Below are 17,635 nucleotides of genomic sequence, written 5' to 3'. Positions count from 1 at the left end.
TGACAGTTGTCATCGTGAACAGCGGCACGGAGCGCCCGCTCCCCGGGGCAGGGCGCGCCGTGACGACACCGGGCGGACTATAACGTATTCGCGTGCTTTTCGGGCAGCCCGGCACGTGGACACGGCGTCGATCGTGGAGTTCTGCTATCCTGCGACCCGGCTTATTTCACTGCCGGCAATGATCTGAAGACAGGCCCATGGACCCCGTAATCGCCCTGGTCGGACGCCCGAACGTCGGCAAGTCCACCCTATTCAATCACCTTACCCGCAGCCGGGACGCCCTGGTGGCCGACTTCCCGGGGCTGACCCGTGACCGGCAGTACGGGCGCGCACGGGTCGGGCGGCAGCCGTTCGTGGTCATCGACACCGGGGGGCTGGGTGACGACCCCGAAGGGGTCGAGGCCGGCATGCACAAACAGGCAATGCAGGCCGTCGAGGAAGCCGATGGCGTCGTCTTCCTGGTGGACGGGCGTGCCGGCATCACGCCCGGCGATCAGGATGTGGCCGCGCGGCTGCGGCGCGCGGGGAAACCCGTGGTGCTGGCGGTGAACAAGACGGAAGGCCTGGATCCGGGCGTGGCAGGGGCGGAATTTCATGCGCTTGGTCTGGGGGCGCCGGCGCCCATCGCCGCCGCTCACGGGCACGGGATCAAGGCGCTGCTGGAAGCGGTGCTCGGAGGCCTTCCCCGCGAGCGGCTGGAAGGTGACAGCGCGGCGGTCGTGCCGGAGGCGGATTCGGCCACGCGGGTGGCAGTGCTGGGGCGCCCCAACGTGGGTAAATCGACACTGATCAACCGCCTTCTGGGTGAGGAACGGGTGCTGGTGTACGACGCGCCCGGGACGACCCGCGACAGCATCGAGGTGCCGTTCGAGAAGGATGGTCGTCACTACACGCTGATTGACACCGCGGGCGTGCGTCGCCGCAGCCGGGTTCAGGAATCGGTGGAGAAGTTCAGCGTCGTGAAGACGCTTGCGGCGATCGATGCCGCGCACGTGGTCATCATCGTGCTGGACGCCCGGGGGCGGGTCACGGAGCAGGACGCCCACCTGGTGGGCCACGCCATTGAAGCCGGGCGCGGTCTGGTCATCGCCGTGAACAAGTGGGACGGCTTGAGCGACCACGACAAGGACGACGTGCGCCGGCTGCTGCGCGTCAAGCTGGGGTTCCTGGAGTTCGCCGAGATCCACTTCATCTCCGCGCTGCACGGGACCGGCGTCGGGCTGCTTCTGGAGGCCGTGGATCAGGCCCATGAGGCCGGCAACCGGGATCTCTCCACCGGCCGCCTGACCCAGGTTCTGGAGGACGCCGTGGACCGGCATCCGCCGCCGCTGGTCCGGGGGCGGCGGATCAAACTCCGTTATGCCCACCAGGGTGGCCGCAATCCGCCGGTGATCGTGGTCCACGGCAACCAGGCCGAGCGCACGCCGCGGGACTACCGTCGCTATCTGGCCAACACCTTCAGGGATGTGCTGAAGCTCCAGGGCACACCGGTGCGCCTGGAGTTCAAGACCACCGGCAACCCGTTCGAAGGGCGTCGCAATACACTGAGTGAGCGGCAGCAACAGCGCCGGGATCGCATGATCCGGCACATCAAGAAGAGCGAGAAGAAGAAAAAGCGGCGGTAACGCCGTGCGCCGCCCCCGGATACATTCGAAGCAGGAGAGCTGACAATGCGAGTGCGTTCAACCCTGGTGCTGGCCGGTGTCGTCCTGGCGGGCTGCGCCACGGATCCCCAGCCCGAGACGGTGCGGCCCGTGTCCATGGACGAGCCGCCGGAAGCCCTGGTCGGAGACTGGCGTGTCGTCGGGGCCGTCGACCCCCAGGGGCAGTACCTGGAGCCGGAGGCGGTGCCGTTCTCCATCGAGATTGCCAGTGACGGGCAGGTGGCCGGCTCCGCTGCGTGCAACAGCTGGAACGCGCAGGTGGAGCATGTCGACGACGACCACCTGCGCTTCGGTGCCATCGGCCTTACCCGTGCCGCCTGCCAGATCCAGAACGCGGATGCCCGTGCGTTCGAAGCGCTGTTCGTGACCAATCTGACCCGGACCATGGAGTGGTCCCGCAGCAGCGATACGCTGGTGCTTCATTTCCAGGACGGCCAGGAATGGGAACTCACGGCCCCGGACTGATCTAGTCCGCGTTCCAGTCCGGGTACTCCGTGTAGTCCGCCGGATTCACGTCGGGCATGCCGCGGGAGAGGTTCTCCTGCAGAATCGCCATGAACAGCGCCCCCTGCTCCAGGGCGTCGTCCAGCGCAATGTGGTTGTGCCGCAGGCCCGGCTCGAACAGGCGCGCCGGCAGGCGCTTCTTCGTCGCCCGGTGGAAGGAGCTGGTCTGCATGACCGCCATGGCGTAACTCTTGATGTCCAGCGCCGTATAGCCGAATGGCGTCCCGCCGGTGAAGCGGTGCAGGTAGTAGTTCACGAAGGTGAAATCGAACGCCACCGGCCAGGCGACGAACACCGGACGCCCGCCCATGCTCTCCAGCCAGTGCCGGTACGCCTGCAGTCCCTGCTCCGGGGGCTGCTGGTTCTCCCTGCATGCAGCCCACGCCTCCGGCCACTGTTCCCACCACGCCATGGTGTCAGGGTGGGTTCCCGCCTCCGGTAGCGTCTCCAGGTTCACGGAAAACGTGTCCAGCAGTTCACCCTCCAGCGAGTAGGCGGCGGACCCCAGGGAGAGCATGGAGTAGAGCCCCGGTACCGGGCCGTCCGCCTCGATGTCCGTGGAGACGAAGACGTCGTTCGGCGGTTTACGGAATCGCGACATTTATACATCTCCTGTACACTTCTTATATGTCATGTGTTGCCCGTGGAACGCTGGAGCAACTCTTCTTGTCAGCCGGGAGACCCTCGTGGCCCTTCGACAGCTTATCCTCTGCCTGGGTGATCAACTCAACCGCGATGCGGCCGTGTTCGATGACTTCGACAAGTCCACCGATGCGATCTGGATGGCGGAGGTGCCGGAGGAGGCGACACACGTCTGGTCGCACAAGGCCCGCATTACGCTGTTTCTCAGCGCCATGCGCCATTTCGCCGACGGGCAGCGCGGCAGCGGGGTAACCGTCCACTACCGCCGGCTGGGCGAGCACGAGCATACCAGCCTGGCGTCGGCGCTGGCGGCAGACCTCAAGCGCCTCAGGCCCGAGCGTGTACTGGTGACACACCCCGGGGATTATCGCGTATACCGGCGCCTCAAGGCGACCGTGCGCGCCGCCGGACTTCGCCTGACCGTGGTCCGCGATCGCCACTTCTTCGATTCGCCGGAGCGGTTCCGCGTCTGGGCGCGGAGCCGCAAGCAGCTGCGCCTGGAGAACTACTACCGGGCCATGCGGCGCCATCACGGCATTCTGATGACCGGGGACGAGCCCGTGGGCGGATCCTGGAACTTCGACGCCGACAACCGCAAATCCTTTGGCGCCGACGGCCCCGGTTTACTGCCGCAGCCGTTGCGTTTCCCGCCGGATACGCTGACCCGCGAGGTGATTGCCGACGTGGAGCGGTACTTCCCGCAGCATCCCGGGCGGCTGGACGCCTTCGACTGGCCGGTGACGCCCGAGCAGGCCCGGGACGCACTGGAGGATTTCGTCAGCCATCGCCTCCCGGCGTTTGGCCCTTACCAGGATGCATTATGGCGGGACGAACCCTGGCTGTATCACTCCCGTCTGTCCGCCGCCATGAATCTCAAGTTGCTGGCACCCCGCGTGGTTGTGGACGCGGCTGAATGGGCGTGGCGCGAGGGGCGGGCGCCGCTTGCCTCGGTGGAGGGGTTCATCCGGCAGATTCTCGGCTGGCGGGAGTTCGTGCGCGGCATCTACTGGCTGCGCATGCCGGAGTACCTGGATGGCAACGCACTGGATGCCCACGCGGATCTCCCCGCTTTCTACTGGACCGGTGACACGGACATGGCCTGCCTGCGGCAGACGCTGCGCCAGACCCTGGACTACGGTTACGCCCATCACATCCAGCGACTGATGATCACCGGGTTGTATGCGTTGCTCCTCGGTGTTGAACCGCGCCAGGTTCACCAGTGGTATCTGGCCGTCTACGTCGACGCGGTGGAGTGGGTGGAAGCGCCGAACACCCTGGGCATGTCGCAGTTTGCCGATGGTGGCGTGTTTGCGTCCAAGCCGTACTGCGCCTCCGGCCGCTACGTCCAGCGCATGAGCAACTACTGCTCGGACTGCCGTTACGATCCCGGCAAGCGCAGCGGCGACGACGCCTGCCCGTTCACCACCCTCTACTGGGATTTCCTCCAGCGCCACGAGGGGTGGCTGCGGGACAATCCCCGCACCCGCATGCAGGTCCGCAATCTGGAGCGGCTTGATGCCGGCACCCGGGAGGCGGTGCGGGTGTCCGCCACGCGTCATCGCCGGATGGTGTCGTAGGCACCACAACACGGTGCCGGCCTGTGCTACTGTCGCCGTCTGACAGACCCGGACGGTCACAGAGGAGTGCCGGCATGATCCCGGTCGCCGACGACAATCCCACCCGTATCGCACCCGTGGTGACCTGGGCGCTGCTGGCGGCCTGCATCGGCGTGTTCTTCTGGCAGATCGGTCTGGATCAGCGTGATCACGTCAGCGTTCTGCATGGATACGGCTTCATCCCCGCGGTGTTTTTTGATCACGCGCAGTTGCCGCCGTCCCTGGAGGCCGTGCCGGTCTGGGTAACGCCGCTCTCCTCCATGTTTCTCCACGGCGGCTGGATGCACCTGATCAGCAACATGCTGTATCTGTGGGTGTTTGCCAACAACGTCGAAGACGCCATGGGGCACGGGCGTTTCATCATCTTCTACGCTCTGTGCGGCATACTCGCGGCGCTTGCCCAGGGGCTGGCGGCGCCGGAGTCCCAGATTCCCATGATCGGTGCGAGCGGTGCCATCTCGGGTGTGCTCGGTGCCTATCTGATGCTGCACCCGTTCTCCCGCATCACCGTGATTATCCCGCTCGGCATCATTTTCTACCCGGTCCGGCTTCCGGCGGGCATCGTACTGGTGGCATGGTTCGGATTGCAGCTGCTGAGCAGTGCCACGGCAGACCCCAATGAGCCGGGGGTGGCCTTCCTGGCGCACATCGGCGGTTTCGTGGCCGGCATGCTGCTGATTCCGTTGTTCAAGTTCCGGCGGGTGCGGTTGTTCCGGGGGCGAACTACCTGACACGATCGCGATAACGACAATGACCGGAGGGGAAGGCGATGGATGCAGGCTTCATCCCGCGGCGAGCCGGTTGGCCCGGCAGCCGTGTTGACCCCGCGCAGCCGGCGGTGTCCATCGGCGCCGGCGAGCGTTGGTCCTATGGCGAGCTGGACGAGCGGGTCTGTCGCTACGCCAACAGCCTCCAGGCCCGCGGCGTGCGGTCAGGCGACCGGGTCGGGATACTGCTGTTAAACTGCCTCGAGTACTGGGCGCTGTATCTGGCTGTCATGCGGCTGGGCGCCGTCGCGGTCCGGCTGAACTTCCGCCTCGCACCGGAAGAGCTGGCCTATGCGCTGAACGACTCCGGCAGCCGGACAGTCTGCTTTCACGCCTCCCTGGCCGAGCGTATCGAACCCATCCGTGATGCGGTGGCGGCGGACGACTGGGTTGCCCTCGTGGACGGGGATGCCGGGGTGCCGCCCTGGGCGCACCCCTGGTCGGTGCTGGAGGAGGGTGTTGACGAGGAGCCGGATGTACCGGTGCCCGCCGCGGATGCACCGGCCATGCTCATGTACACCTCGGGCACCACCGGCCGGCCCAAGGGGGCGCTCTGGAACCATGCCAATACGCTCTGGTTCGCCGCCATGCAGGCGCTGCAGTGGGGGCTGGACGAGCAGACCGTGGCCATGACCACCGGGCCCATGTACCACGTGGGTGCGGTGGAAGACCTGACCAGCGCCGCCCTGGCCGTGGGCGGTCACGCGGTGGTGCTGGAGAGTGGCGGATTCAGCATTCGCAGGGTGCTGGACATCATCGCCGCGCGCGGCGTGACGGATGTGTTCCTGTTTCCGTTCATGATCTACGACCTGGTTCAGCTCGACGACGGCCAACCCGTGGAGCTGGGCACCGTGCGCCGCGTTTTCTGCGGTGGAGATCCGCTGCTGCCCTGGGCCATCCAGGCCATCAACGACCGCTACCCCTGGATCGAGCTGGTGCAGGTGTACGGGCTCACCGAGGGGACGCCCATTGCGGCCGCCACCACGGGGGAGGAAACCCGCCACGCGCCCGAAAGCGTGGGCCGCCCCATGCCCTTCACCGAGATCAGCATCCGCGGTGAATCGGGCGACCCGCTGCCGGCGGGCGAGGAGGGCGAGATCTGGATCCGTAGCCCGGTGGTCTGCACGGCGTACTGGCAGCGCCCGGACGCGACGGCCGAGACGTTCGTGGATGGCTGGTGCCGTACCGGCGATCTTGGCCGACTGAACACGGACGGGTTGCTGTGCATCGCCGGCCGGCAGAAGGACATGATTCGCAGTGGTGGCGAGAACATCTACCCCGCCGAGCTGGAAGACGTGCTCATGCGGCACGAGGACGTTCGTGAAGTGGCCATCATCGGCGTGCCCGATCCGCAATTCGTGGAGACGGTCTGTGCCGTGGTGGTCCCGCGCTCAGGTGCCGCCCTTGAGGCGGATGACCTGGTCGCGTTCTGCCGCGAGCGGCTGGCGGGCTACAAGCGGCCACGGCACGTGGTATTCGTGGACGCGCTCCCCCGGACCCCCTCAGGCAAGCTGATGAAATACGTGCTGCGTGACACCTACCGCCCCCTTGGTGATGAGCCGGGTAGTGGCGGGGTGGGGCCGGCTTGAGGTTGCAGCGCCACGTCAACTTTACCCGTGCCTGGTTGTCAAAGGCATGGGTGAGGGTGGAGGGACATCATGAAAAGGCGTCGTTTTATCGGCGGCATGTCGGCACTGGGTGTGCTGTCGATGCTGCCGTCGGGGTGGCTTGCGGCGCGTGCGGACGGCGCGCACCATGACGTGGCGGTGAACGCCGGGGAGCTGGAGCGGCTCAGCCGCTCCGCGGACGCGTGGCGGGCCGTCCTCAGTGACGATGCCTGGCAGGTGCTGTTCCGCGAGCGGACCGAGCCGTCCTTCTCCAGTCCGCTGGACTCGGAGTACGGCGATGGCACCTACGTCTGTGCCGCCTGCCACCTGCCACTGTTCAGCTCCGGGACCAAGTTCGACAGCCGTACCGGCTGGCCGAGCTTCTACGAACCACTGCAGGGGCATGTGGACACCAAGCTTGATTTCAGGCTGATCTGGCCACGAACGGAGTATCACTGCATCCGCTGTGGCGGGCATCAGGGGCATGTCTTCAATGATGGCCCCGAGCCCACGGGTGAGCGGTGGTGCAACAACGGTCTGGCACTCCGGTTCGTGCGTGCCGACGAGCCGTTGCCCGACCTGCGGGGGCGCGAGACATGAGCCGCACCTTGCTGACCGGCGCCACCGGGCTGCTGCTGGCGCTGGCGATCGCCGGCGTCGCCATGGCGGAGGAGCGCCAGGCTGTCTTTGCCGGCGGCTGTTTCTGGTGCATGCAGCCGCCCTATGACGAGCTGGACGGCGTGCTGGACACCGAGGTGGGCTACACCGGCGGGCATGTAGAAGACCCGACCTACGAGCAGGTGACTGCCGGCGATACCGGCCACCTGGAAGCGGTTCGCGTCACCTATGACCCGGAGCGGATCGACTACGCCACGTTGCTGAAGGTCTTCTGGCGCAACATCGACCCCCTGGATGATGGTGGACAGTTCTGCGATCGCGGCGAGCATTACCGTGCGGCCATCTTCGTGGGGAATGAGGCGGAGCGGGAGCAGGCCGAATCCTCGCTGCAGGCGCTGGAGGCGTCCGGGCGGTTCGAGGATCCCGTCGTCACCCGAATTCGCGATGCCGACACGTTCTATCTTGCCGAGGACTACCATCAGGACTACTACCAGAAACGCCCGCTGCGGTACCGCTTCTACCGCACCAGTTGCGGCCGGGATGCGCGACTGGACGCGCTCTGGGGGGATTGACGGTGCATCGCCCGGGAAGGGCGCGCCGCTTAGTTGTCTCGCCTGTGGTGGGGGATGGTGGACCTGAAGGTCCACCCTACGGAAGCCGTGGTGCCTGGTCACCCAGTAGGGTGGACCTTCAGGTCCACCGGAGAGGTGGCTGGTTCATCACGCATGGCGTCAACGATATCCGCATACTCACCACGGCCGTGCCAGGGAAAGGGCGGGCCGGCGGGGGCCGCCGGCCCTTACTGCGGGATTGCGCCTTAGAAGCGGAACTGCATGTTGATCGAGGCCAGATCGACATCCGTGTCGTCAACTGACATCCGATCGTATTCCAGGCGCAGGTCGGTGCGCTCGGTCAGCGTGAACCGGGCGCCAACGCCGTAGAACATGTCGTTGCCGTCGTCACTGTAGCTGGCGTCCACGGGACCGGACGTGCTGCGCTCCCGATCCCAGAAGAACTGACCGACCCGGGCGTACGGGGCGAAGAACTCCGTGACCGGCAGGGCGGCCATGCCGGCAATGGTCCAGCCGTTGATATCCGTATCCAGGTTGCCGTCCTCGGCGGTGCCGAGGTCGACGTAGCCCGCCTCCAGGGAGAAGATGCGGTTGGCCTCCATGCCGGCGAACACGCGCCAGGACCAGCGGTTGTCCTTGATGTCGTCCTCTTCGTCGGGGAAGTCCTCGTCGTTGAGGCGGTAATAGCCAAGGCCGCCGCCCAGGTAACCCCGGACTTCCGGCTGCGTCGCTGACTGTGCGATCACGGTGGCCGGCGCGGCCATCAGACCGGTGATCACGAGGGGAATCCAGATCCTTGTGTGCGTCATGACGAGTCTCCTGTCTCATGGCGAAAAGAAAACGTCCCCCGCCCCGTTCGGTGGCGGGGTGCTGCGGACTGCTGGGGGTGTGTCAGTCGTCGAACGCGTCTTCTACCTCGTCACCGGCGTCGTCGAACTCGTCGCCGATGTCATCGGCCGTGTCATCGACTTCTTCACCGGCTTCCTCGGCGGGCCCCTGGTCATCGCAGGCGGTGAGACCCAGCGTCCCCAGGGCAAGCCCCAGGAGCAGGATGAACAGGGCGTGGCGTAGCTTCCACATCGTCGTTTACCTTCCTCTTGACCGTCCGTGTCCGGCCTTGCACGGGCCGGGATTCGAGCAACGGCAGAACGGGGAAGCCCCGTCATGCCGTTGTTCATCCCTACATACGCAGAAGGTGGGGGAAGAGTTCCATGGGATGTGATGTGGTCGGTGGAACTGTTCGGTGTTCCCTTAGCGGAAGTGGTCGAACGCCCGCTCCGCCAGGGAGCTCAGCATGTCCTGATCCACCGAGCCGAGCACCGCGTAGCGGGTTGATCCGGACTCCGAGTTCCAGTGGTACATGGACAGGTCGTCCTGTTCCAGGAAGGAGGCGCCGCCGTTCCGATCGAACGCCCGCGAGACGATGGAGTCCTCGCCTCGGGCCTGGAAGTAGATGGCGACCATTTGATCGTCTTCGTTGCGGTAGAGCATCTGACCCGCGGAGCCCGACGAGGAGGGCAGTGCATGCCCGCCGACGAATTCGAAGCCGTCGTCGTCCAGCTCGGGTGCGGCGATCTCCAGTTCATTGCGTTCACGGAACCATTCGCCGAAACGGTCCCGGTCGTCCTCGAGGCGGGTCTCCCGCCAGGGAGAATCCTCGCGGGCGTAGAGTGAGTAGGAGCTGGAGGCCTGCTGCAGGAAGATCTGCATCGCCATGCGCTCCGCCTCCTGCTCGTAGAGATCACTGCGCAGCACCCAGCCGGCGACCACGCCCACTATCATCGCCACCGAGGCAGCAGCGGCCAGGGGCACGCTGCGTCGCAGCCAGCCGGCCTTGGCACCGCCATGGGCTTGTTCAGGAGTGATGGCAGCCAGAAGCCGGTCGGGAACGGGTTCATCGAGAATCGGGTCGTAGAGTTGATGCAGCGCGTGCGTCTGCGCTTCGTAGTCGCGCACGGTCGCCATCGCCTCCGGCGAGCGGGCGAGATAATCCGCGACCCGCGCCTGCGTGGCGGCATCCAGCTCGCCATCCAGGTAGGCGTTGATCATTTCGGAACTGATGGTGTCGTTGCTCATTCGGCACCCCGTTCCACAGTCTCGGCTGTTGCTCCGTTGGTTTTCGCCCTCAGTGCTTCCCTTGCGCGGGAAAGCCGGGAGCGCAGGGTGCCCACTGGCACAGAGAGTACTTCCGAGGCTTCTTCGTAAGTGAACCCTTCCACGGCCACCAGCAGCAGTGCGTTGCGATGCTCTTCCGGTAGTTCTGCCATGGCAGCCCGGACGCCATCAAGCTCCGTGGATACTTCCTGTCCGGCAGCCACGGAGTCCGGTTCACGGAAATGCCGCCGGAAGGAGAGTTCGCGGTCCACCGACCGTCGGCGCGACACGTGGTTGTTGTGCAGGATGCGGAACAACCACGAGCGCAGGCCCTTCTCGGGATCCCACTTCTGCGCATTCTTCAGAGCGCGTTCAAGACACCCCTGGACGAGATCATCCGCCTCTTCGGGGCAGCCGGCAAGCGCTCTCGCGTAACGCCGCAGGTGGGGGATCTCCGCGGTAATCCGTGTGCGAAGACTCTGCATGTTGATGCGTTCTCCTGGCGGTTCATCCTGAGCGAGATCGCTCTGGTGATTCCCCGACAGTGTTGTATGTTGGGGTTCCTCAACGCTAGCACAACGCGCGACGCCTTCGACCTGTTGCGCGACGGCGACAACAATCGGGGGCCGGCGTCGCCAATCCGGCGACGTCGGCACATCAACATGCACCCAAGGGATGACACGGAAACCATGACACCTCTGCTGGAAGTCTACCGCAATAGCGTTCAGTCGTGGGAAATCGACATGATGGGCCACATGAACGTCAAGTTTTACGTGGAGAAGTCGGCTGCCGCCCTGGCCATGCTGGGGCAGCACCTCGGGCTGGGGCCGGGATTTGTCCGGGAAAGCGGCGTTCGCCTGACGCCATCGGACCACCATATCCGGTTTCTCCGGGAGCAGCGTCCGGGTGCACCGTTGGTGATCAACGCCGGCATCGTCGAAGCGACCCGCGAGCGGCTGGTGGTGTACCAGGAGATGGTCAATGTGGCGAGCGGCGACGTGGCAGCGTCCTTCATCGTCACGGCGGTGCTGCAGGATCACGCCACCGGCGAGCTGCGGCCGATACCGCGACACGTGCTCGAGCAGGCCGAGGCCTTGCGCACGGAGATTCCCGCGCACGGCGCGCCACGGGGGCTTGAAATGGCGCCGCCACGGCCCGGGCCGACGCTGGATGAAGCGGTGGCAAGTGGCATGTTGAGCACCTGGAAAGGGCCGGTGCTGCCGCGCATGTGTGACGGCCATGGCCGGCTCGCAACCGAGGCCCACATGGGTATCGTCTCCGACGCCATCCCCAATCTGCTGGTCCACCTCACCGCGGAGGACCGCTCCGAGAGTCCGCTCGGGGGCGCGGCACTGGAGTACCGCTTCGTGTACCGGCGCGCCGTGCGGGAGAGTGACCTGCTGGAGTTGCGCAGCGGTATCAAGGCGGTTTCGACCAAGACCTATCAGTTCGGGCACTGGCTGTTCGACGTGGCCACGGGCGACTGTGTGGCCACGGCGGAAGCGGTTGCGGTATTGCTGGACCTCAAGGCGCGCAAGGCGGTGGTCATCCCGGAGGCGAGTCGCGCCGTGCTTGAGCGCCACGTCATTCAAGGTCTCTCTGCCTGACGCCCATCCCGTCGCGGGTGGCATGGTGCAGTGCAAATTGACTCCCGGTGCGGACCGGCGGATCGTCAGAGGAAGGTCCGCCCAGCTCAAAAGGCCGGCGGCGGACATGGCGCCCCGGCCGAGGCCGGGGCAACAATCGGCTGTCCGACAAGGGAGATCCCCTGATGGTGCTCGCCGACGTTCGCCTCGACGACAAGTACGCCCGGGACGCCGGGCGCGTGTATCTCAACGGCATCCAGGCGCTGGTGCGGCTGCCACTCATGCAGCGCCAGCGCGACAACATTGCCGGTCTCAATACTGCCGCCTACATCTCCGGGTACCGCGGTTCGCCGCTGGGTGGGCTGGACAAGGCGCTGTGGGAGGCGGGGCCGTTCCTGGAGCGCCAGTCCATCCGTTTCCAGCCCGGCGTCAACGAGGATCTGGCGGCCACGGCCGTCTGGGGCAGTCAGCAGGTGGGGCTGTGGCCCGGGGCGCGCTACGACGGCGTGGTCGGCATGTGGTACGGCAAGGCGCCCGGTGTGGACCGCACCGGCGACGTGTTCCGCCACGCCAACTCGGCCGGCACCGCGCCCCATGGTGGTGTGCTCGCCGTGGCCGGTGACGATCACGGCTGCAAGTCGTCCACGCTGCCGAGTCAGTCCGAGTTTGCCTTCATGGACCTGCAGATGCCGGTGCTGCATCCGGCCGATGTCCAGGACGTCCTGGATCTGGGGCTGTACGGCTGGGCGCTGTCCCGTTACAGCGGTTGCTGGACGGGGTTCATCGTGGTGGCCGACACGGCGGACGCATCGGCTTCGGTCAGTATCGACCCGGACCGGGTGGCCATTGCGCTGCCGGAAGACTTTCAGATGCCGCCGGACGGCCTCGGGATCCGCTGGCCCGACCGGCCCATGGACCAGGAATACCGGCTGCAGCGCTACAAGCTCCAGGCCGCGCTGGCCTTCGTCCGCGCCAACCGGCTCGACCGGCTCGTGATCGACAGCCCCGCGCCGCGCCTCGGTATCGTCACCACCGGCAAGGCGTATCTGGATGTGCGCCAGGCGCTGCTCGATCTCGGTATCGACGATGACGAGGCGGCGCGCATCGGCTTGCGTCTCTACAAGGTCGCCATGAGCTGGCCCCTGGAGCCGGAGGGAGTGCGCCGCTTCGCCGACGGGCTGGAAGAGATCCTGGTGGTGGAGGAAAAGCGCCCGCTGATCGAGAGCCAGTTGAAGGAGCAGCTGTACAACTGGGAACACGCCAGCCGGCCGCGCGTGGTGGGCAAGTACGACGAGTACGGGGAGTGGATTCTGCCGTCCGCCGGCGAGCTCAACCCCGGACAGGTGGCGCGGGTGATCGCGGCGCGCGTGGGCCGTTTCCACGCCAGCACCGTCATGGAGCGGCGTCTGCGTTTCCTGGAGCAGCAGGAGGCGGCACTGGCCGCCGGGCGTACGCTGGTGGAGCGCATGCCGCACTTCTGCTCCGGCTGTCCGCACAACACCTCCACCCGGGTCCCGGAGGGGAGTCGGGCGACGGCCGGAATCGGCTGTCATTACATGGCCAACTGGATGGACCGCCAGACCGAGACCTTCACCCACATGGGCGGCGAGGGTGTGCCCTGGATCGGGCAGGCGCCGTTCACGGAGACGCGGCACATCTTTGCCAACCTGGGTGATGGCACCTATTTCCACTCCGGCCTGCTGGCCATCCGTGCGGCTGTGGCCAGCGGCGCCAACATCACCTACAAGATCCTCTACAACGACGCGGTGGCCATGACCGGTGGTCAGCACGTGGACGGCGAGCTGGACGTGCCGCAGATCACCCGGCAACTGGCCGCGGAGGGCGTCCGGCGCACGGTGGTGGTGAGTGACGAGCCGGAGAAGTACGGCTCGTCTACACCCCTGGCGCCCGGCGTGCGGGTGCATCACCGGCGTGATCTGGACGCGCTCCAGCGCGATCTGCGTGAAGAGTCGGGAGTGACCGCCCTGGTGTACGACCAGACCTGCGCCGCCGAGAAGCGGCGCCGTCGCAAGCGTGGCACCATGCCGGACCCGGCCAAGCGCGCCTTCATCAATACCCGGGTGTGCGAAGGCTGTGGCGACTGCAACAGCAAGTCGAACTGCCTCTCCGTGATGCCGGTGGAGACGGAGCTGGGCCGCAAACGGGCCATCGACCAGGGCCAGTGCAACAAGGATTTCTCCTGCGTTGACGGCTTCTGCCCGAGCTTCGTGACGGTGCACGGCGGCACCCTGCGCAGGCCGGAGGCGAATGCCGACCCAAGCGCGCTGCCGCCCCTGGACGACCCCGTTCTCCCGCGCCCCGACACACCCTACGGCATCGTGGTGACCGGGGTGGGCGGCACTGGCATCGTCACCGTCGCCGCGCTGCTGGGCATGGCGGCCCACCTGGAGGGCAAGGGTGTCGCGGTGCTGGACATGACCGGGCTGGCCCAGAAGTACGGGGCCGTCACCAGCCATATCCGTATCGCAGGCGATCCCGATCAGCTCCACGGGCCGCGCATCCCCCCGGGCGAGGCGGATCTCCTGCTGGGCAGCGACCTGGTGGTGGCCTCCGGCCGGGACAGCCTGGGCCGCATGGACGCTAGCCGCACCGCCTCGGTGATCAATACCCACGCCGTCATGCCAGCGGCGTTCATCAGCAACCCGGACATGCCGTTCCCCACCCGCGAGATGGTGGAGCAGATCCGTGGGCACAGCCGTTCCGGCGGCTGTCACGCCCTGGACGCCGCCGCTCTCACCGAGGGGCTGTTCGGCGACAGCACCACCATGAATCTGTTTCTGGTCGGGTTCGCCTATCAGCAAGGGTTGCTGCCGGTCTCGGCGGAGGCGATCGACCGCGCCATCGAACTGAACGGGACCGCGGTCGAGGCTAACCAGCAGGCCTTCTTCTGGGGGCGCCATGCCGCGCATGACATGGAGACGGTCCAGCGCCAGGCGTGCCCGGGCGACGCGGCGCACGAGGATGCCCCTGATCCGGACACCTGGATCCAGCGCCGCCACGCGGACCTGGCCGTCTACCAGAATACCGCCTATGCGGACCGTTACACCGCGCTGGTGGAGCGTGCCCGCGACGCCGAGCAGCGCGTCATGCCCGGTTCAAGGGAACTGACGGACGCCGTCGCGCGCAGCTACTTCCGGCTGCTGGCGTACAAGGACGAGTACGAGGTGGCACGGCTCTACACCGATGGCGCCTTCGCGCGCCAGCTGGAAGAGACCTTCGCCGGTGACTACCGGGTGCGCCTGCATCTCGCGCCGCCGCTGCTGGCACGCCGGGATCCGCACACCGGTGAGCCCCGTAAACGCGAGTTCGGTGCCTGGATTCTGCCGGTGATGCGGGTGCTGGCGCGCATGAAGGTGCTGCGGGGAACGCTTCTGGACCCGTTCGCGTACTCGGGGGATCGCCGGCTGGAGCGCCAGCTGATCACCGACTTTGAGCGCCTGTGCGATGAGCTGCTGGCTGGCCTGCGGCCGGAGAATCACCACCATGGGGTGGCGCTGGTGCGGCAGTTCGGCAGTGTCCGCGGGTACGGCCACGTAAAACAGGCCAGCGTGGACCGGATGCGCCAGCAGCGGGATGCGTTGCTTGAGCGGTTTCACGCCCCCGAGACGGGCTCGGCCGGAGCCGGCCGCCGGACGTCAGCGGCCGGTCGTGTCGGGGCTGCTGAGCAGTAGCCGGAAGGCGGTTGTTGCCTGGTCCAGGCCCGGCTCGCGGCCACAGATGATGTCGCTGTATATGGCGCCTTCGCCGATGCGCACGAGAAAGAAGGCGAGGCTGTCGGTATCCAGTTGCGGGTCGATCCGGCCCGCCCGGGCCTGCTCCTGGAGTAGCGCCGACCAGGTGTCGATCAGGCGGCGCTGCAGGCCGCTGACGTTGGAGGTGAGCACGCGCAGGGCGAACTGGGGGTCCTGGCGCAGGAACTGGTGCAAGGGCTCGGCGCCCATCACCTCCGTATTTACGTCGTGGTAGATCGCCGCGAGGTAATCCACCCCCTGGAGCGAGGGGTTGGCATCGGCCCGCGCCCTGGCCTCGTCGAACACGTCCTTGTACAGCGACCAGAGAATCTCGCCGAGCAGCAGCTCCTTGTTGCCGACCCAGCGCATCAGTGTTGCGCGGCCGATCTCCAGTTCTTCCGCCAGCGCGGACAGGTTGAGACGCTTGCCATCCAGCCACCAGCGACGGGCCAGGCGGAAGGCGGTGATCGGGGTTGGCCGGCTGCTGCGGCTGGCGTCGTTCAGGGCAAGGGCGAGAGGCGTCTTGCGGCTCATTGGCGGAGCCCCGTTTCAGTCGATTGGTATTATTCGTAACGCTTGCGAAACACGCCTCATTCTACGCAACTCCACGGTTGCGGGCATCCCTGTCGTTGTGGCGGTGTCCGGCCGGCTGACGCGGGGTTGGTGCCTGTTCCCGCGCCAGCCAGCGTGGTGCGTGGACTACCCTTTGCAGTCGCAGCCGGCATGGCCGCAGCCACTGCCGCTGCCGTGCCCCCTGGCACACGCGTCACCGCAGTAGAGCCGGCCGTTCTGCTCGACGGCCTTCTCGGGCGCGATGACGCAGACGCAATCGCTGCAGGCGCATTTTACGCGGTCGACGTCACTCATGATGGTTCTCCCGTGTCTTCGTGGATGTGTTCCACCATGTTCTGGAGCATGGTGCGAACGTGCTCGTCGCTGACCTGGTAGAGCACACTGCGACCCTGACGCGTTCCCCGCACGAGGCGAGTGGCACGGAGCAGCCGCAGGTGATGGCTGATCAGCGACTGCGACGCGTCCAGCCGGGACGCCATGTGCCCGACACTGACCGGCTCGTCCATGCAGGCCAGGACGATACCCAGCCGCGTCGGATCCCCGAGCATGCGGAACATTTCACCGAGTTCGGTCAGTTGGTCATCGGTCAGATCGGACATGGGACGATCTTGCCAACATATGAAGATCTGTTCAACTGTTTTCTGTTGTTATTGACGTCGCTGGCAAACGTGGTAATGCTGCGCACGTTCAGAAAGCCGGAGGGCGTGACCCTGTTCGAGATCATCAACATTCTGGCGCCGGTGTTTCTTGTCATTCTTCTCGGGTGGGCGTTGGCGCGTTCGGGGTTTCTGCCGGCGCAGGCGGTTGGCGAGGTCAACCGGCTCAGTTACTGGGTCGGGCTGCCGTCGCTGCTGTTCTACAGTATCGGTACGGCCGATCCCGAGATTCAGGGGGTCACCGGGCTGCTGTTCGTCACCACCACTGCGACGCTGGTGGCAATTGCCGCCGCCGCTCTGGGCGCCCGTCTACTGCGTCTGCCGGGGCACTCCTACGGTACGTTCATGCAGGGGGTGTTTCGCGGCAATCTCGCCTTCATCGGTCTGCCAGTGGTGCTGTACGCCTTCTCCAATGGCAATGCCAGCGCCGAGGCAAGTGCCCTGCTGGTGTTCGGGCCGCTGGTGGTGCTCTACAACGTGCTCGCCGTGGTGGTGCTGGTGCTCTCCGGTGGCGGTGCCGGCCACGGTGTGATCAGACCGGCGGTGTACGGGCTGCTGACCAACCCGATACTGATCGCCTCTCTGGCCGGCGTGCTCCTGGCCCTGTCGGGTCTGCAGCTGCCCGCGTTTGCGGAGCGCACATTCTCGGCGGTGGGGCAGATGGCGCTGCCCCTGGCGCTGATCTGCATCGGCGCAACCCTGTATTCCACCCGTATTCGCGGCCGGATCGGCTGGGCGGTGACCGGCGCGGTGATGAAGGTGGCGCTGGTGCCGGCGATCGGTTTTCTGCTGGCGCGGGCGGTGGGGCTGTCCGCCGAGCACACGCAGATTGCGCTGATTCTGCTGGCCTGCCCGACGGCGTCGGTCTCCTACATCCTGGCGCAGCAGTTGCGGGGGGACGAGGGGCTGGCCTCGAGCATCGTGGTGATCGCCAATGTGCTGGCCGTTCCCGCACTGTTCGTGGTGCTGGCCATTACCGGCTGA

The 17,635-nt window shown here is 66.4% G+C and carries 18 protein-coding genes; 10 read left to right on the top strand and 8 right to left on the bottom strand.

Annotation, left to right across the window (positions count from 1 at the left end):
* Positions 1 to 197: 197 nt before the first annotated feature.
* Both der and BMZ02_RS04275 read left to right on the top strand, forming a co-directional pair.
* Entirely contained in the window at positions 198 to 1,625 is a 1,428-nt protein-coding gene (gene der / locus BMZ02_RS04280; RefSeq protein WP_091640186.1) for a ribosome biogenesis GTPase Der, read from the top strand.
* Between the two features lie 45 nt (positions 1,626 to 1,670).
* Positions 1,671 to 2,129: an META domain-containing protein gene (locus BMZ02_RS04275; RefSeq protein WP_091640184.1), complete on the top strand. Its 459-nt coding sequence runs from the start codon at positions 1,671 to 1,673 to the stop codon at positions 2,127 to 2,129.
* Between the two features lies 1 nt (position 2,130).
* Here the strand turns inward: BMZ02_RS04275 and BMZ02_RS04270 are convergent, their stop codons facing one another.
* Positions 2,131 to 2,769 carry a 3'-5' exonuclease family protein gene (locus BMZ02_RS04270; RefSeq protein WP_091640183.1) on the bottom strand — a complete coding sequence of 213 codons (639 nt, stop codon included), beginning with the start codon at positions 2,767 to 2,769 and terminating at the stop codon, positions 2,131 to 2,133.
* Positions 2,770 to 2,854: 85 nt separating this feature from the next.
* On the opposite strand from BMZ02_RS04270, the gene BMZ02_RS04265 reads away from it, so the two are divergent.
* The 5 genes from BMZ02_RS04265 to msrA all read left to right on the top strand — a co-directional run bounded on the left by BMZ02_RS04265 (position 2,855) and on the right by msrA (position 7,990).
* Positions 2,855 to 4,387 carry a cryptochrome/photolyase family protein gene (locus BMZ02_RS04265; protein ID WP_245753926.1) on the top strand — a complete coding sequence of 511 codons (1,533 nt, stop codon included), beginning with the start codon at positions 2,855 to 2,857 and terminating at the stop codon, positions 4,385 to 4,387.
* A 74-nt stretch (positions 4,388 to 4,461) separates the two neighbouring features.
* Positions 4,462 to 5,157: a rhomboid family intramembrane serine protease gene (locus BMZ02_RS04260; RefSeq protein WP_091640179.1), complete on the top strand. Its 696-nt coding sequence runs from the start codon at positions 4,462 to 4,464 to the stop codon at positions 5,155 to 5,157.
* Positions 5,158 to 5,195: 38 nt separating this feature from the next.
* The gene (locus BMZ02_RS04255; RefSeq protein WP_091640178.1) at positions 5,196 to 6,782 is read left to right on the top strand and encodes a class I adenylate-forming enzyme family protein; all 1,587 of its coding nucleotides are present in this window, start codon (positions 5,196 to 5,198) and stop codon (positions 6,780 to 6,782) included.
* A gap of 69 nt (positions 6,783 to 6,851) precedes the next feature.
* A complete protein-coding gene (msrB, locus tag BMZ02_RS04250) occupies positions 6,852 to 7,400 on the top strand; it encodes a peptide-methionine (R)-S-oxide reductase MsrB (RefSeq protein WP_091640176.1) in 549 nt (182 codons plus the stop codon).
* Positions 7,397 to 7,990, top strand: a complete 594-nt coding sequence (gene msrA / locus BMZ02_RS04245) for a peptide-methionine (S)-S-oxide reductase MsrA (RefSeq protein WP_091640174.1) — start codon at positions 7,397 to 7,399, stop codon at positions 7,988 to 7,990. Before msrB ends, msrA begins: the two co-directional genes overlap by 4 nt.
* Before the next feature lie 245 nt (positions 7,991 to 8,235).
* On the opposite strand, the gene BMZ02_RS04240 is transcribed toward msrA, so the two are convergent.
* The 4 genes from BMZ02_RS04240 to BMZ02_RS04225 all read right to left on the bottom strand — a co-directional run bounded on the left by BMZ02_RS04240 (position 8,236) and on the right by BMZ02_RS04225 (position 10,569).
* Positions 8,236 to 8,799, bottom strand: coding sequence for a porin family protein (locus BMZ02_RS04240; protein ID WP_091640173.1), 564 nt, complete (start codon positions 8,797 to 8,799; stop codon positions 8,236 to 8,238).
* Positions 8,800 to 8,881: 82 nt separating this feature from the next.
* Positions 8,882 to 9,070 (bottom strand): hypothetical protein, encoded by a 189-nt coding sequence (locus tag BMZ02_RS04235; RefSeq protein WP_091640171.1) that lies wholly within the window; start codon positions 9,068 to 9,070, stop codon positions 8,882 to 8,884.
* Positions 9,071 to 9,241: 171 nt separating this feature from the next.
* Entirely contained in the window at positions 9,242 to 10,066 is an 825-nt protein-coding gene (locus BMZ02_RS04230; protein ID WP_091640170.1) for an anti-sigma factor family protein, read from the bottom strand.
* Entirely contained in the window at positions 10,063 to 10,569 is a 507-nt protein-coding gene (locus tag BMZ02_RS04225; protein ID WP_091640168.1) for a sigma-70 family RNA polymerase sigma factor, read from the bottom strand. Before BMZ02_RS04225 ends, BMZ02_RS04230 begins: the two co-directional genes overlap by 4 nt.
* A gap of 204 nt (positions 10,570 to 10,773) precedes the next feature.
* Here BMZ02_RS04225 and BMZ02_RS04220 point away from each other — a divergent pair, with 204 nt between their 5' ends.
* Together BMZ02_RS04220 and BMZ02_RS04215 are read left to right on the top strand one after the other, a co-directional pair.
* Positions 10,774 to 11,691 (top strand): acyl-CoA thioesterase, encoded by a 918-nt coding sequence (locus BMZ02_RS04220; RefSeq protein WP_171909802.1) that lies wholly within the window; start codon positions 10,774 to 10,776, stop codon positions 11,689 to 11,691.
* Positions 11,692 to 11,855: 164 nt separating this feature from the next.
* The gene (locus tag BMZ02_RS04215; RefSeq protein ID WP_091640165.1) at positions 11,856 to 15,362 is read left to right on the top strand and encodes an indolepyruvate ferredoxin oxidoreductase family protein; all 3,507 of its coding nucleotides are present in this window, start codon (positions 11,856 to 11,858) and stop codon (positions 15,360 to 15,362) included.
* Here the strand turns inward: BMZ02_RS04215 and BMZ02_RS04210 are convergent.
* The 3 genes from BMZ02_RS04210 to BMZ02_RS04200 all read right to left on the bottom strand — a co-directional run bounded on the left by BMZ02_RS04210 (position 15,327) and on the right by BMZ02_RS04200 (position 16,594).
* Positions 15,327 to 15,956: a QsdR family transcriptional regulator gene (locus tag BMZ02_RS04210; protein WP_091640163.1), complete on the bottom strand. Its 630-nt coding sequence runs from the start codon at positions 15,954 to 15,956 to the stop codon at positions 15,327 to 15,329. The genes BMZ02_RS04215 and BMZ02_RS04210 overlap by 36 nt on opposite strands.
* 165 nt (positions 15,957 to 16,121) lie before the next feature.
* Positions 16,122 to 16,289: a metallothionein gene (locus BMZ02_RS04205; protein WP_091640162.1), complete on the bottom strand. Its 168-nt coding sequence runs from the start codon at positions 16,287 to 16,289 to the stop codon at positions 16,122 to 16,124.
* A complete protein-coding gene (locus BMZ02_RS04200) occupies positions 16,286 to 16,594 on the bottom strand; it encodes an ArsR/SmtB family transcription factor (RefSeq protein WP_091640160.1) in 309 nt (102 codons plus the stop codon). Before BMZ02_RS04200 ends, BMZ02_RS04205 begins: the two co-directional genes overlap by 4 nt.
* Before the next feature lie 9 nt (positions 16,595 to 16,603).
* On the opposite strand from BMZ02_RS04200, the gene BMZ02_RS04195 reads away from it, so the two are divergent.
* The gene (locus tag BMZ02_RS04195; RefSeq protein ID WP_139209141.1) at positions 16,604 to 17,635 is read left to right on the top strand and encodes an AEC family transporter; all 1,032 of its coding nucleotides are present in this window, start codon (positions 16,604 to 16,606) and stop codon (positions 17,633 to 17,635) included.

This window comes from Aquisalimonas asiatica, from assembly GCF_900110585.1.
Taxonomy (GTDB): Bacteria; Pseudomonadota; Gammaproteobacteria; order Nitrococcales; family Aquisalimonadaceae; genus Aquisalimonas; species Aquisalimonas asiatica.
Note: the sequence above shows the minus strand (reverse complement) of the source record. Positions and strands in the feature narration are given on the sequence as shown.